We start from the raw sequence: 14,057 nt of genomic DNA on the forward strand, positions 1-14,057 counted from the left end.
TTTTTATTGTCTATTTGGCGGTAATAATGACACTTGAATTAGACTCGAATGAACTTAAAATTCGATTGAAAGAAGTCAGAAAGATACGAAAGCTGACACAGCAAGAACTTGCTGAAAAAATGGGAATACCCGTAACCTCTATTGCGCATTTTGAGTCGGGCTCACGTAAACCTTCTTTAGAAAATTTTTATAAGCTCATTGTCGTACTTAATATATCAGCAGACTACATCCTAGGACGAAGTAAAGATATGAGTGCATTAGGTGTTGATCCCCTTGTGAGCACCCTGCAAAAATTACCTGAGGTTGAGCGAAGAATGATTGAGAAATTTATTGTTTCTTTAGATCATAACTAGAGTCGACCCTGCATATAGAATCTGAAGACTAGAAAATTAAAAAACCACTTAAAGTGGTTTTTTTGCATAGCCCCGAAATGGATATAAACACATTGTGTGTTTGCTATGTGGAATTGATCATCTAGTATTGCCTAGATGGTTGTTTAAATAGTGATTATTCACTCCTACATTTAGCTTTGTAAGTTTTATACCACTCTTCAATTTCGGCTGTATCAAAATATACTGCTGCTTGACGAGTACTACATTCTTTCAATGGCCGTGGAAATGAAAGATCATTTTCGATGATTTTACGTAAGCAATCTCGTGTTACATTAAGCAACTCACAAACTTGGTTGTATTTTAAGCGAAATGGCTTCATATTGTGACAAACCACTGGTATATCTAAATCATCAAATTTTTTAACAGTACGTACAATACTACGACGAGTATGTGATGTATGTGCTCTAAAATGATCCAATTGAGGATCCTCGTTTAATAATAGAGAAACCATGCTATCAAAAAAAAATAATTCAAATCCCATCCGTCCTAAAACACAAAAAAAGTGATCACGTTTTTGTGTTAATGCTTAAGTAAAGACTCGATATAATTACTCCACCATTGCATTATTTCGTAGCGTTCTTCTAGATGTGCTTCTTTATCATATGCCCCTTTAACGCCACCTTTTAAGTGAGACAGCGCAGACTCGATCACCTGAGATTTAGAACTAAAATTTTTATTCAAATTTGTTGATGCAATATGCCTAAATCCATGGGGATTTTGCTTACCTCGATACCCCAACCTGTTTAATGCCGCATTAAATGTCAGATTAGAAATCGGTTTATTAATATTGTCACGGCTTGGAAATAAGTATTCACTTTCTGGAGAAATCTCTTTTAACTCTATTAGAAGGTTCATAACATGTTGAGATAGCGGTATACCATGCTCAATGCCTCTTTTCATCATACTCGGCGGTCGGATCCATACAGCTTCAGCAAAATCAAATTGTTCCCATCGTGCCTGTCTCAGCTCCCCTGGTCGAGGGAACATGTGAATTAAAAGCTCTAAGCCGATCGCCACGGGTCGAGAAGAGGAATTTCTGATTAAAGAAATCATTTCAGGTAACTCATGAATTTTTACATGCTTCATGCTCTCTGTTTCCCCTTTAGCTAAATGATCTCTTATACCTTCTAAAGGGTTATATAAGAGATCTTTCTTAAATTTAGCTAAACTATAGGCTCCATAGCAGTATGAGATCAATTTTTCAATACGGTTAAAAATACCTTCGTTAATTTGTTTTTCTGTATAATGATTTAACCACTCTCTAGAAGTAATTGTAGCGTACTCCCGATCCCCAAAAACTGATAAAAGATGTTTCTCAATGGACTGTTTTTCTTTTCGATAGGTTTCAGCTTTCCACGTTAATTTCTTACGTTCTAACCACTCATTCATTAAAGTAGAAAATAAGGCATCTTTATCTTGTAACTTTATTTTTTTAATCTCAGCCTGTGTTTTTATTTCAAGCGTGCCATTTAACATACCTTCTGCTTTTTCTCGTGCCTGTACATAATTTACTGTTGGATAAGCACCCAAACCAATCCATGCCCATTTACCTTGATCATTCTTATAGCGATACTGCCAAGACTTTTTACCGTTTGGCTGAACTCGACAATACAATCCAGCAATGTCTGTGGGTTGACGATATTCTTTAGCTTTCGGCTTGAGTGCTTTGTAAATATCTTCAACGCTTTTTTTACGCCTTATATTTACATTCTGAGGTGTATTTTTTGAATGAGCGTTTACATCACTTTTTACATCATTTGTTTTCATAACTTATGGAATCTCCAGAGATTTTTTCCTTGGTGTATCCCTGAGTTATATTTTATTTAAAGGATACAAACAAGGATACACAGGACGTGTTCCCATATGAAGTTATATACATTTAAGTAAAGCATTAAAAAACCCTTAACTCTATTAGAATTAAGGGTTTAGATCTTATATAAAGCTATATAAGTATAAAATTTGGTGGGCCCAGACAGACTTGAACTGTCGACCAACGGATTATGAGTCCGCTGCTCTAACCAACTGAGCTATAGGCCCTATATGCTGAAAACTTTATTTATCAATAAGTTCAGGCGTCATGAATACTAGCTAAGATTTTTTGGAAAGACAAGTGCTTTTATAACTGCTTGAACATTTAGGCAGCAATCATGGGCGACTTGTCTTAGTCAAAATTCAGTTACTTAAGACTTCAGTATAGGAGGCATATAGAAAAATGAGATACATGCTGCATCATTTAAGATAAATGAGCCTGTATCTTGAATTTAATCCGGTCTACTAAGCGTAAAACTGATAGATTTAAGGTCTTAGTATATCTATAAGGTATCAAAATTCTTTATTGCTCAGGCAGCAATGTTAAAGGAATAGCCTAGAACTAAAGAAATAGAATGACTAGAATTCAGACTTCATTTCTTCGCCTTTATGTAAATCCTGCTTAATTTCGATCAAAGACCATACAATTATAAGCGCAAAAATCAATAAGGAGACTACGAAGGCTGTCATGTATGTCATACTTTTCAATCTCAGAGTAGAAAGAATAAGAAAATAGAAAAGACCTGTATCAGTCTTCTTCTTCGACAAAAGTCTAATAACTAAAGTGTGCTCTGGATAGTCATTTTTTCATCATTTTAAGACTTTTTTTGTATCTACTAATATTTTTAAGATATTAATATTATTTTATTTATATATATTAACTCTTAATCTTGCAGCTTAAAAAGATGAATAAATCATAGATTTTTACATTATTCGCTGATTTTATTGGAAAGCCTATTGACTGTATGGGCGAACAAGATGAAATTATGCAGTTCTCTACATACAGCTTTTACTTCTCCGTACTTATGCTAAATAAATTCCTTGGCGAATCTGCATTTAAACTTGCAGGTTGGCAATATCATGTCGAACCCGATGTGCTTGAAGATAAACAGGTCATTATTGGGTTTGAACATACCTCAATGATGGATGCGGTACTGTCAATTGCCCTGTTCCAGATTTATGACCTCAAGGTTCATACCTTGATTAAAAAAGAATTATTTAAAGGACCGTTTAAACCGCTATTGAACGCTGTGGGTGGTATTCCGGTTGACCGCAAGGCCAGTAAAGATATCGTGACCCAGATGGTGGAACATTTTCAGAACAATGAAAAGTTCAATCTGGTGATTGCTCCCGAAGCAACACGGGCTAAACAAGGTGAAGCACGCAAACCAATCCGTACCGGTTTCTGGCATATTGCCAAGGCTGCCAATGTACCAATCGTGTTGTTATACGCCAATTCCAGAACCAAGCAAGGTGGCATTCTTGGCAAGATCTATCCGACAGACCTTGCGCATGACCTGGCTTTGATCAAGCAACTATATAAAGACAAGGTTGGCCTGGATATCGTTATTCCAGAATAAGCTTTTTAAAAATAAAAGCACGGACATAATCAGCGATTCTGCTGTTTATGTCCAAGTCATCTGTCCATATAAATGTATAAATAGAATTATAAATCCCCCTATCCTCTTTCTATTTTTCCTCGATATTGCACTTTTTTTGTTTTTATCCTGAAATCTCAAATCCAGGCACTTTTTTTTAAAAAAACGCTTATGGTAGAATTTCGGCATTCTGATAGGCATACAGCCAATCTACAAGGAGCATAGTTCGCATGGCGGGTCATTCCAAGTGGGCCAATATTAAGCATCGCAAAGCAAAACAAGATGCGAGTCGTGGTAAAGTTTTTACCAAATACATTCGTGAATTAACCACTGCTGCAAAGCTTGGTGGTCCAGATACTGCAAGCAACCCTCGTCTACGTGCTGTGGTTGAAAAAGCATTATCAGTGAATATGACACGTGACGTGATCAACCGTGCAATTCAACGTGGTGCTGGTGGCGAAGATAACGACGACCTGAAAGAAGTGACCTACGAAGGTTATGGTGTAGGTGGTGTTGCGGTTATTGTTGAAACCATGACTGACAACTTGAACCGTACTGTGCCTGACGTACGTCATTGCTTCTCTAAAACTGATGGTAACTTAGGCACCAATGGCTCGGTGGCATTCCTGTTCACGAAACGTGGTGAGATCACTTTTGAAGATGTGTCTTTGGAAGATCAAATCATGGAAGTGGCATTAGAAGCAGGTGCTGAAGACATCGAAGTCACTGAAGATGATATCTTGGTCATTACCACACCTGAAGCCTTCGGTGAAGTTCAAGATGCTTTAACTGCTGCAGGTTTAAAATCTGACAATGCTGAAGTAGTGATGAGTCCTTCAACCAAAGCAGAAATCACAGACATCGATCAAGCGAAAAAAATCATGAAAATGATTGATATGCTTGAAGATCTGGATGATGTACAAAACGTTTATACCAACGTTGAATTCTCAGACGCAGTTTTAGCAGAACTTGATGCTTAAATATGTCTGATTCAAAAAACGCACCTTAGGGTGCGTTTTTTTATGGCTGTCCACCAACCTAGCTTTGATTAAACTTTATTGAGTAATCCGCTACAGTTAAAGACATTATATTCTTTAATGACAAAGCTGGAATGCAGTGCCACCACATGCTCAATTTTTCCAATCCGCTTAAGCAGGATTTCACTATAATTTTCCATATCCCTTGCCACCACTTCGACAATAAAGTCCGCAGACTGACCGGTGACCAAAAAGGCATTAATCACTTCGGGAATACTTTCCAGTTCTTCCAGAAATTTGGCAAAAGTATCGCTATCATGTTTGCTTAAGGATACCTGTAACAGCACATGCAGGCTGAAACCTAATTTCTGGTAATTGATTTCACGTTTTAAGCCACTGATAATATTATGATCGATTAAGTGTTTGATCCTGCGATGCACCGAACTGACAGATAAATTCACCCGCTCGGACAGTTCATTCAGATTGACATCTTCATGGGTCAATATTTCTAGAATATGTTTATCGAAACGATCCAGTTCCATTTTTATACTCTTATATCAATAATCAATAGATGCAGAAAATTTTGCGCCATCTCTGTTATACAATATTTATTTATTTTTCACAAAATTTTCATATTCTGAAATTTTTTTCCAAATGGGATTTCATTTTATAAATACGGTTTTCAGGAGGGTTTAAATGACCGTTAATCGCATTAATTAAAAATATGACCAATGGTATTTTTAATTAAATCTTTATTTTTAAATTATTTAAATTGGGTAAACACGACAACAGATAGGCTATTCCTCTCAGCCCCTACACGACTTAACCGTCTATCTTTTACAAGTGTATAGAAATAGATTAAAACAAAGGCGCTTTAAAAACAAAAATAGCGCATTTCAAAAATATTACACAAGGAACGGTCATGGCTTCTAAACTTTTAAGCTTGATAAAAACAAAAGTGAGTCCTGTTTTAACCGTCGAAACCCAAACGAAGAGCTTATTGGGCGGCTTATTCGGTGGAACGACATCAGGCACCCTCACCAATCTTATTGGCAATCTCACCGGATCCAATACTCAACCTTCAGTCAGGTCATTATTAAATAATCTCCTTTCTGGAAGCAGCCTGAGTACGACAAATCTCAGCAATTTATTAACTCAGTTTTCTGGTTCGAATGCCTCAAATTTAAATATTCAAAGCCTGATCAGTAGCTTAACTCAATCCAATGGCGGTAGCTTTAATATTACCCAGGTCACCAACTTATTAAAGAGCTTAATGGGGAGCAATAGCAGCAGCCTGGATCTTGGGGCTATTTCTAAACTGGTGGGCGGCTTATTGGGCGGCAGTACAGGCAATATTGATATTGGTAAAATTTCTCAACTGGTCGGTGGCCTGATCGGCGGTTCTGGCGGTTTAGGTGATATAGATATTGGAGCAATTGCAGGTCTGGTGGGTGGCTTAATCGGTGGCAATGGCGAGATTGATATTGCGCAAATCGCTCAACTGGTTAGTGGCCTGATCGGCGGTTCTGGCGGATTGGGCGGTGTAGATATTGGTGCCATCGCAGGTCTGGTCGGCAACCTGATTGGCGGTAATGGTGAAATTGATATCGTACAAATTGCTCAACTCGTTGGTGGCCTGATCGGTGGTTCTGGCGGATTAGGTGGCGTAGACATTGGTGCCATCGCAGGCCTGGTCAGCAACCTAATTGGCGGCAATGGTGAGATTGATATTGCACAAATTGCTCAGCTCGTTGGTGGCCTGATCGGTGGGTGGTTTAATCGGTGGCAATGCAGGCAGTGATTTTGATCTTGGTGCTATTACCAATTTAATTAGCGGCTTTGTAGGCGGAAATGCAACGGGTGGTTTTGATGTCGGTGGCTTCACTGACTTACTGAGCGGTCTGATTGCGAATGGTTCAAATGGCATAGACTTGGGTGGGTTATTAGGCAATCTCAATCTCGGTAGCGATCTGGATCTGGGTGGTATGATCGAAAGTATTTCCTCTGCTTCAAACGGCTTTGACCTAGGCAGTATTGCCGAAGGTGTTGGTCAGCTGGTTGGTAGTGGCTCTTCGATTGAATTGCCTGACCTCGGTGATCTTGTCCAAGGTGTGGGTACGACTGATTCCAATATTGATCTGTCTGCTCTCCTGCCGGGCATTAAAGATACAATTCAGAATATCGGCAGTGGCGGTTCTTCATCCGGATTTGATTTTGGTTCACTCCTCAATAATTTTACTAAAAATATTGATATCGACCAGACTAATCCTTGGGGTTAATCATAATCTCATTAAAAAATGCGCTTCATGCGCGTTTTTTTAATTCTTGGATTGGCATTTAAACTTATACACCACGCCAGTCTACCCGTGCATTGCGTTCGGTTCGGTAAATACGGCAAATATATTCACCCAGTGGTAGCTCATTCAAATACTGCTGATAGTCGCGATATTCTTCGGACAAGGTTTCAAAATTTTCTTTTTCCCACGGCGTACCTGGAATCGCCAGAAGCGGTGCCAACATGGAACAGACTGCAATATCCGCCAGACCTAAACGATTTCCGACAAAATAATGCCCACCTTGGCTGACCAGCATCTGATTGAGCTGCTGTACAGCAACATCGATGTGTTGTTTAGATTCCGCCACGGTTTCCTCATTCAATGCATACCCCTTGGCCACCATCGCTTTCAATAAAGGTTTAGAAAATTTTTCAAACTGGCGCAGATAGCCCTGCTCACCAATTAAAATATCCAGAGATTCATGATCAGAAGTCAGTGCTTGAGAGAGCATCCAGCGACGGACATGACGACCCAATTCCAAAGTAATTTCATTAATTTCTAAAGCTTTATTTCGAAAATATCCTTCCGCGTGCAGTAAACGATGTTCTGGATAAGTATCATCCAGATACAGAGCAATCTGGGTGGAATCTGCGATCCATCGATCCTGATCACGCAAAATAGGCAGACGATTCTGACCTGTTTTCAGGCGGGCAAAAGCGCGGTGTACCCCGGGTATCAGATTGTGAGCAACATAATACAACTCTTTATGGTCCAGCATCCAACGTGCTTTTTCGCAAAAGTGAGATAAAGGAAACTGGTATAAAGTTCGCATGTATGCTCCATGTTTATCGTTATTGGATCAGGGCGTGTAGGCCGCCGTTTTATTCAGATACTTTAGTCACTCACTTTTAGAAAAACAATGTGATTTTTATTCAAAAGTAAAATACTGGCTGATTATTCCTCTATGGTTGGTGGACTCACGATACATCCAGGAAAGCTCAGCGAATCATTTTAGGTCGCCAGAAGCATTTGATTGCAATAAACCGCAAGCGCATGACCTGACTTTAGCTGCGCTTTCATGTAAAATCGGGGGCAATTTTTATATAACGCTTTTGTGAGTTATTTCATGGGTTTTAATTGTGGTATTGTCGGCTTGCCGAACGTTGGTAAATCTACACTTTTCAATGCCTTAACCAAAGCTGCTATTGCTGCAGAAAACTTCCCTTTCTGTACGATCGAACCAAACACCGGGATTGTACCTGTTCCTGATCCACGTTTAGACAAATTGACTGCAATTGTTAAACCACAACGTGTTATTCCGACTTCTATGGAATTTGTAGACATCGCAGGTCTGGTAGCGGGTGCTTCTAAGGGTGAAGGCTTGGGTAACCAGTTCTTGGCCAACATTCGTGAAACTGATGCAATTGCTCACGTTGTGCGTTGTTTTGAAGATGAAAACGTCATTCATGTGAATGGTCGTATTGATCCATTAGATGACATCGCTACGATTAATACCGAACTTGCGCTTGCAGACTTGGATGCTGTAGCCAAAGCGATTACGCGTTTGACTAAATCTGCTAAAGGTGGTGACAAAGAAGCGCTAGCTACTAAAGCAGTTCTGGAAAAAATCCAGCCTTTACTTGATGAAGGTAAACCGGCTCGCGCAGCGGACCTAGATGATGACGAACGCAAGCTGGTACGTGGCTTTGGTTTAATGACGCTTAAACCAACGATGTATATTGCCAACGTTGCTGAAGACGGTTTTGAAAACAACCCGCATTTAGATGCAGTCAGAAAATTAGCCGCTGAAGAAAATGCGATTGTAGTTCCACTTTGCAACCAGATTGAAGCTGAAATTTCATTGCTTGAAGATGAAGATCGTGCTGAATTCCTTGAAGCAATGGGCATGGAAGAACCTGGCTTAAACGTTGTAATTCGTGCGGGTTATTCACTGCTTGGCCTACAAACTTACTTCACCGCAGGTGTACAAGAAGTTCGTGCCTGGACCGTAAAAGTTGGCGCAACTGCACCACAGGCAGCAGGCGTGATTCATACCGACTTTGAAAAAGGCTTTATCCGTGCAGAATGTATCGCTTATGATGATTTCGTGCAGTACAACGGCGAAGCCGGTGCGAAAGAAGCAGGCAAATGGCGCCTAGAAGGTAAAACTTATATCGTTCAGGATGGCGATGTTTTACACTTCCGTTTTAACGTCTAAGTATTTGCTGTTTAAAAAAAGCTCCTTCTTGGGGCTTTTTTATTGCTTATAAAAGAGGATTCATACGTATAACAGGCTTTCAGGAACCGCATAAGATCAACATATATTAATAATGATAACTATTCTCATATAAAAATATTAAATTAGAGCGTATCTTAAATCTAATGAAAAATAACCTAACTCCATTCTTCTTAAGGAATCCTGCCAATGAGCTACACCTTGCCTGCACTGCCTTATGCTTATGATGCGCTAGAGCCTCATATCGATAGCAAGACTATGGAAATTCATCATAGCAAGCATCATCAAACCTATATCAATAATATCAATGCAGGAATAGCAGGCACAGAATGGGAAGATTTATCAGTCGAAGCCTTAATTAGCAAATTCAATGAAGTACCCAAGCAACTCAGACAGAACGTGATCAACAATGCCGGTGGACATGCCAATCACTCCCTGTTCTGGACAGTGATGAGTCCAGACGGCGGTGGTCATCCTGAAGGTGAAATTGCCAAGGCGATCGAACATGAATTAGGAGGATTCGAGGCATTTAAAGAAGCGTTTACCCAAGCAGCGCTTAGCCGTTTTGGTAGTGGGTGGGCCTGGTTAAGTATGGCGCCAGATCAAACGCTTATTGTGGAAAGCAGTGCCAATCAGGATTCTCCGCTGATGCATGGCAATATTCCCCTTTTAGGTCTGGATGTCTGGGAACATGCTTATTATTTACAATATCAAAACCGTCGTCCGGAATACATCTCGGCTTTTTTCAATGTTGTGAACTGGAAAGAAGTAAATCGTCGTTATTTGGAAGCATTAAACACGCTTTAAATCTTTGAGGAGATCGACCATGTCTACACGTACAATGATTCAACGCATGATTGGCAGCACACTCCTGATCTGCGGTGTAATGGTACTTTTATTAGAACATATGTGGATGCCCTATTTTTAAAGCTTATTTTGCTAAAAAAGCCAGTCATTCAGACTGGCTTTTTATAAGTACATTTAAATGGGCAAAGGTTTATTGCATATTGGCAATTGCAGTACCTTTTTGCTTAGGATCGGTATTTCCGAGTGCAGGATGGGCAATGGCATTCTGACATTGCAGTTTATCCCGCTCATAATCCGCCTGTTTTTGTTGCAGGCTGTTGCCATTTTCCATGGTCGTCCGCGCCCAGATTTCCAGACTGGTCAAAGCTTTACGACACAGAGCATATTTGCCTTCGGTCACCGAATCGGTCATTTTGACATTAATACGCCAGTCTGTACTCAATTTACGTGCTGGTTGACGTACCTGTGTTTCCAGCTGATCCACTTCTTTATTATAGACCAGTGGATCCACTTCATTGATCAGTTGCCATGCGGCATTGGCATAAGTCGTCGCATCATTAGTCAATTTAGGTGCCGGTTTAATTTCTGGCTTATCAGTCGATTGACTGTCATTCCCACACGCTTGTAACAATATTGCCGTGCTTATTAAAGCAGCAGTCAGCATCGCACGTGTCTTGAACATCCACATATCAGGCTCGCCAATTTAAACATTTCGGCACTATGCTATTAAATTCACGTAGAATACACAATCTTCATTTGACCCATCGTTCAACTCTCCTTCAAGGTGTGTCGTGTCTGAACCGAATCAACTCGCTACGCAACCTGCTGGCTTCTGGCAAGGTGCAAAAGATAGCCAAGCGATTATCTTCACTTATTTACCAGTGTCGTTTGCTTTTGGTGTTTCAGCCACTCAGTTTGGCTTTACCGCCTGGGAAGCACTGTTCCTGTCCTGCTCGATGTATGCAGGTGCCAGCCAGTTCCTGGTGGTTGCTCTCTTAGGTAGTGGAACATCTATCTGGATGACGGCATTAACCGTGATTGCCTTAGACATTCGTCATCTGCTTTATGGCCCTGCGTTACAAAATCTGATTCAAGACCGGCTGAATTTAAAGAAAACGGCAATCTGGTCTTGGGGTTTGACCGATGAAGTTTTTGCCTCCGGCATGATCAAGCTCTCGCAACGGCGACAGGAATGGTCAGAATCCTGGATGCTCGGTTTAAGCCTGTTTAGCTGGATATCCTGGGCACTCGGATCTTTCCTCGGTGGCTTATTTGCCGATCAGGTCAGTAACTTGCCACAGTTCTTGCAGGCAGCACTGGATTTCTTGTTACCTGCGCTGTTCCTGAGTTTCTTGTTGGCAGCTTTTGAGAAAAAACATACTTTTGTTGTAGCTGTCACGATTCTGGTTTCTGCTGTGGCCTGTTATTTTATCGACCTGTCCGCCGCGATCTTTATCGGTATCAGTTCCGGTATTTTTGCCGGCCTATTCAAACACTATATTTTGAAGCAGCCAGATCCTGAGCACACAGGAGATCAAACATGAATCTAGAGATTATTCTGGTCGGGATTTTAGTCGGAATCGCCAATTTTGCCTCACGCTTTGGTCCTTTTTTTGTCATTCAGAAATTTCAGCAAGGTTCGCAAAAACGCGGAGCGTTGTGGCTAAAAATTGCCTTGGGTTCAATTGGCATTGCTGCGATCAGCTCCATGCTGGTGGTTGCTACCCTGCCACCTTTATTAGAAACACCGAATAAAAGTTTTGCGATGCTGGTTGGCTTTATTGTGCTTACGGTTTTGTATTTTAAGTTTAAACGTATCGTGATGGCGACTCTGACCGCAGCGCTCACCTATGGCCTGGTTTACACCTATGTTCCAGTACCCTTTTAAGCTTTAACTCGTTGATCAATCGAAACAAAGACTTATGCTAAACTCATAGTATAGGTCTTTTTTATATAACAATAAAAACAAGGAAGGATGCGCATGTTTGAGGTCAAACAGGTGATTGAAGGCAAAATCTTTATTCATCATCGGCGCGATGAAATGTTAACCGTATTCCATCGACATGAAGTGCCGGCACAATATTTTGAATGTTTTATCAATGCTCAAAATTTTACCGGACATTTTGTCGAAATACATGCTCAACCAGCAGATCAAGTTCGGGTGGTTTATATTAAAAAGAATAGCACCCATCAAATTATTGCTATGCTTAATCAGAGCCAATACGTGCTGCATCTTCATCCTTTGACATTGATTTTGGGTAAATGGAGCTTCAGACATCGTGTCCTGCCGAATACTCTAAAAATTTTTGCTGGTTTATTTGCGCTCCTTTTTATTCTTTTTTCAGCTACCACCGCCTTTTCAGCAGATCAGTTCCAGCTCACCACCATCTTGCGAGACTGCATTCAATTCACAGTTTTTGGGCTACTGTTATTTTTGCTGTGCTTTGTACTGCCTTTTGTATTGCCCTATGCGTATTTCCTGCATGTTCGTACATTACGTCTGTTAAAGATGCTAAATATCAATACTGAACAAGTTGCACAAATAGAAAAGCTCAAGTCTCGAAGCGGGATTTATCTTCTGCAAACGCAGTCTGACAGCGATGTGAAAATGACAGCGCCTCCTTATTAAAATCTAGAAAAACTTTATAAATAAAACTGTTGGTCAATATCACAATTTTGTATGAATCTTGGCTTAACTGTCGGCTCAGTTCTGCTATGCTAAAAGTCCATAAAATCAAGCATGGATGATCCACATGAGCGTGACTATTGGTACTCCCCTTCAATCTTCTGCCTATAAAGTTCTATTATTGGGTTCTGGTGAACTGGGCAAGGAAGTGGTGATTTCACTACAACGCCTTGGAGTCGAAGTTCATGCTGCTGACCGTTATGATCATGCCCCTGCCATGCAGGTTGCGCATTATTCCTATACCTTGAATATGGCAGATGCTGTAGAACTCAAACAACTCATCAATCAAATCCAGCCACATTTAATTGTTCCTGAAATTGAAGCGATTGCGACCGAAGTTCTGCTTGAAATAGAAGCCCAGAACATTGCTACAGTCATTCCTTCTGCTAAAGCCGTCAATCTGACCATGAACCGTGAAGGTATTCGTCGTCTGGCTGCGGAAGAACTCGGTCTGCCAACTTCAGCTTACCGTTTTGCCGACAGTTTAGAATCCTTCCGCGCGGCCTGTGACGATGTCGGCTATCCAAACTTTGTGAAACCGGTGATGTCATCTTCAGGCAAAGGTCAGTCTCGTGTTACCCGTTTTGATGAAGTCGATGCTGCCTGGGAATATGCGCAAACCGGTGGCCGGGTCAATCAGGGTACTGTGATTGTAGAATCACAAATTGACTTTGATTTTGAAATTACCTTATTGACTGTTCGTGCAAAAAATCCAGAAACCGGCGAAATCGAAACGTCTTATTGCGACCCGATCGGACATCGTCAGGACTCAGGTGATTATGTGGAAAGCTGGCAGCCTCAACCGATGACTCCAGCCGCGCTGGAAGAATCCAAGCGCATTGCCAACAAGGTCACTACAGCACTTGGTGGCTGCGGAATCTTTGGAGTGGAACTCTTTGTAAAAGGCGACAAAGTATGGTTTAGTGAGGTTTCCCCACGTCCACACGATACTGGACTGGTGACTTTAGCCTCCCAATTTCAAAGTGAATTTGAGCTGCATGCACGTGCTATTTTAGGCTTGCCGGTGAATACTGCACGACATAGTGTGGCTGCCAGTGCGGTAATTTATGCTGGAGTAGATGGCCGTAATCTTTCATTTTCTGGCCTGAATCTTGCTTTAGCAGACGGCAATACCGATTTGCGCCTGTTTGGCAAACCAGAAGGTTTTAAACGTCGTCGTATGGGCGTTGCCACGGCACGTGCAGAAACTATTGAACAGGCACGTGAACTGGCCCTACAGGTCGCTAACCAAGTTAGCGTCAACCAAAACTAAGCT

General features: G+C 40.9%; 14 protein-coding genes, 1 tRNA gene and 1 pseudogene. 10 read left to right on the plus strand and 6 right to left on the minus strand.

The features are described from left to right. Nucleotides 1-26 precede the first annotated feature (26 nt). A complete protein-coding gene (locus ACP7BU_RS10675) occupies nucleotides 27-353 on the plus strand; it encodes a helix-turn-helix domain-containing protein (RefSeq protein ID WP_425879899.1) in 327 nt (108 codons plus the stop codon). A gap of 154 nt (nucleotides 354-507) precedes the next feature. Here ACP7BU_RS10675 and ACP7BU_RS10680 read toward each other — a convergent pair whose 3' ends face one another. From ACP7BU_RS10680 to ACP7BU_RS10690, 3 genes are all read right to left on the minus strand, one after another. Then, complete coding sequence (locus tag ACP7BU_RS10680; RefSeq protein ID WP_104425914.1) at nucleotides 508-873, minus strand: helix-turn-helix transcriptional regulator; 366 nt, start codon at nucleotides 871-873, stop codon at nucleotides 508-510. Between the two features lie 38 nt (nucleotides 874-911). Beyond that, the gene (locus tag ACP7BU_RS10685) at nucleotides 912-2,159 is read right to left on the minus strand and encodes a tyrosine-type recombinase/integrase (protein ID WP_425879898.1); all 1,248 of its coding nucleotides are present in this window, start codon (nucleotides 2,157-2,159) and stop codon (nucleotides 912-914) included. Nucleotides 2,160-2,352: 193 nt separating this feature from the next. Next, nucleotides 2,353-2,429, minus strand: a tRNA-Ile gene (locus ACP7BU_RS10690). A 797-nt stretch (nucleotides 2,430-3,226) separates the two neighbouring features. Between ACP7BU_RS10690 and ACP7BU_RS10695 the strand changes: the two genes are divergently transcribed. Beyond that, nucleotides 3,227-3,781, plus strand: a complete 555-nt coding sequence (locus ACP7BU_RS10695; protein WP_026056524.1) for a 1-acyl-sn-glycerol-3-phosphate acyltransferase — start codon at nucleotides 3,227-3,229, stop codon at nucleotides 3,779-3,781. Between the two features lie 248 nt (nucleotides 3,782-4,029). Continuing rightward, entirely contained in the window at nucleotides 4,030-4,779 is a 750-nt protein-coding gene (locus ACP7BU_RS10700; protein WP_004645516.1) for a YebC/PmpR family DNA-binding transcriptional regulator, read from the plus strand. Nucleotides 4,780-4,847: 68 nt separating this feature from the next. On the opposite strand, the gene ACP7BU_RS10705 is transcribed toward ACP7BU_RS10700, so the two are convergent. Further along, nucleotides 4,848-5,318, minus strand: a complete 471-nt coding sequence (locus tag ACP7BU_RS10705; protein WP_004645518.1) for an Lrp/AsnC family transcriptional regulator — start codon at nucleotides 5,316-5,318, stop codon at nucleotides 4,848-4,850. A gap of 380 nt (nucleotides 5,319-5,698) precedes the next feature. Here ACP7BU_RS10705 and ACP7BU_RS10710 point away from each other — a divergent pair. Continuing rightward, nucleotides 5,699-7,055, plus strand: a pseudogene (locus ACP7BU_RS10710) (hypothetical protein). A gap of 64 nt (nucleotides 7,056-7,119) precedes the next feature. Here ACP7BU_RS10710 and ACP7BU_RS10715 read toward each other — a convergent pair. Beyond that, the gene (locus ACP7BU_RS10715) at nucleotides 7,120-7,884 is read right to left on the minus strand and encodes a glutathione S-transferase family protein (protein ID WP_004645522.1); all 765 of its coding nucleotides are present in this window, start codon (nucleotides 7,882-7,884) and stop codon (nucleotides 7,120-7,122) included. A gap of 294 nt (nucleotides 7,885-8,178) precedes the next feature. On the opposite strand from ACP7BU_RS10715, the gene ychF reads away from it, so the two are divergent. Together ychF and ACP7BU_RS10725 are read left to right on the plus strand one after the other, a co-directional pair. Next, a complete protein-coding gene (gene ychF / locus ACP7BU_RS10720) occupies nucleotides 8,179-9,270 on the plus strand; it encodes a redox-regulated ATPase YchF (protein WP_004645523.1) in 1,092 nt (363 codons plus the stop codon). A 207-nt stretch (nucleotides 9,271-9,477) separates the two neighbouring features. Continuing rightward, nucleotides 9,478-10,095, plus strand: coding sequence for a superoxide dismutase (locus tag ACP7BU_RS10725; protein ID WP_425879897.1), 618 nt, complete (start codon nucleotides 9,478-9,480; stop codon nucleotides 10,093-10,095). A gap of 190 nt (nucleotides 10,096-10,285) precedes the next feature. Here the strand turns inward: ACP7BU_RS10725 and ACP7BU_RS10730 are convergent, their stop codons facing one another. After that, on the minus strand, nucleotides 10,286-10,783 hold the full coding sequence (locus tag ACP7BU_RS10730) for a hypothetical protein (protein ID WP_005106524.1): 498 nt from the start codon (nucleotides 10,781-10,783) through the stop codon (nucleotides 10,286-10,288). A 103-nt stretch (nucleotides 10,784-10,886) separates the two neighbouring features. Here ACP7BU_RS10730 and ACP7BU_RS10735 point away from each other — a divergent pair, with 103 nt between their 5' ends. The 4 genes from ACP7BU_RS10735 to purT all read left to right on the plus strand — a co-directional run bounded on the left by ACP7BU_RS10735 (nucleotide 10,887) and on the right by purT (nucleotide 14,054). Then, the gene (locus ACP7BU_RS10735; RefSeq protein WP_425879896.1) at nucleotides 10,887-11,639 is read left to right on the plus strand and encodes an AzlC family ABC transporter permease; all 753 of its coding nucleotides are present in this window, start codon (nucleotides 10,887-10,889) and stop codon (nucleotides 11,637-11,639) included. Beyond that, on the plus strand, nucleotides 11,636-11,983 hold the full coding sequence (ygaH, locus tag ACP7BU_RS10740) for an L-valine transporter subunit YgaH (RefSeq protein ID WP_004278941.1): 348 nt from the start codon (nucleotides 11,636-11,638) through the stop codon (nucleotides 11,981-11,983). Before ACP7BU_RS10735 ends, ygaH begins: the two co-directional genes overlap by 4 nt. 93 nt (nucleotides 11,984-12,076) lie before the next feature. Beyond that, nucleotides 12,077-12,724, plus strand: coding sequence for a hypothetical protein (locus ACP7BU_RS10745; protein ID WP_425879895.1), 648 nt, complete (start codon nucleotides 12,077-12,079; stop codon nucleotides 12,722-12,724). 115 nt (nucleotides 12,725-12,839) lie between these two features. Continuing rightward, nucleotides 12,840-14,054: a formate-dependent phosphoribosylglycinamide formyltransferase gene (purT, locus tag ACP7BU_RS10750; RefSeq protein ID WP_171057027.1), complete on the plus strand. Its 1,215-nt coding sequence runs from the start codon at nucleotides 12,840-12,842 to the stop codon at nucleotides 14,052-14,054. Nucleotides 14,055-14,057: the final 3 nt, after the last annotated feature.

Origin of the sequence: Acinetobacter sp. 40AMC3-4 (assembly GCF_049898185.1) — a bacterium.
Taxonomy (GTDB): Bacteria; Pseudomonadota; Gammaproteobacteria; order Pseudomonadales; family Moraxellaceae; genus Acinetobacter.

Excerpts from the sequence above, each read along its gene's own strand:
- ACP7BU_RS10680 (WP_104425914.1), bottom strand. The coding sequence starts at position 873 with ATGGGATTTGAATTATTTTTTTTTGATAGCATGGTTTCTCTATTATTA.
- ychF (WP_004645523.1), top strand. The coding sequence starts at position 8,179 with ATGGGTTTTAATTGTGGTATTGTCGGCTTGCCGAACGTTGGTAAATCT.
- ACP7BU_RS10685 (WP_425879898.1), bottom strand. The coding sequence starts at position 2,159 with ATGAAAACAAATGATGTAAAAAGTGATGTAAACGCTCATTCAAAAAAT.
- ACP7BU_RS10730 (WP_005106524.1), bottom strand. The coding sequence starts at position 10,783 with ATGTGGATGTTCAAGACACGTGCGATGCTGACTGCTGCTTTAATAAGC.
- ACP7BU_RS10745 (WP_425879895.1), top strand. The coding sequence starts at position 12,077 with ATGTTTGAGGTCAAACAGGTGATTGAAGGCAAAATCTTTATTCATCAT.
- ygaH (WP_004278941.1), top strand. The coding sequence starts at position 11,636 with ATGAATCTAGAGATTATTCTGGTCGGGATTTTAGTCGGAATCGCCAAT.
- purT (WP_171057027.1), top strand. The coding sequence starts at position 12,840 with ATGATCCACATGAGCGTGACTATTGGTACTCCCCTTCAATCTTCTGCC.
- ACP7BU_RS10675 (WP_425879899.1), top strand. The coding sequence starts at position 27 with ATGACACTTGAATTAGACTCGAATGAACTTAAAATTCGATTGAAAGAA.
- ACP7BU_RS10705 (WP_004645518.1), bottom strand. The coding sequence starts at position 5,318 with ATGGAACTGGATCGTTTCGATAAACATATTCTAGAAATATTGACCCAT.
- ACP7BU_RS10700 (WP_004645516.1), top strand. The coding sequence starts at position 4,030 with ATGGCGGGTCATTCCAAGTGGGCCAATATTAAGCATCGCAAAGCAAAA.
- ACP7BU_RS10695 (WP_026056524.1), top strand. The coding sequence starts at position 3,227 with ATGCTAAATAAATTCCTTGGCGAATCTGCATTTAAACTTGCAGGTTGG.
- ACP7BU_RS10715 (WP_004645522.1), bottom strand. The coding sequence starts at position 7,884 with ATGCGAACTTTATACCAGTTTCCTTTATCTCACTTTTGCGAAAAAGCA.
- ACP7BU_RS10725 (WP_425879897.1), top strand. The coding sequence starts at position 9,478 with ATGAGCTACACCTTGCCTGCACTGCCTTATGCTTATGATGCGCTAGAG.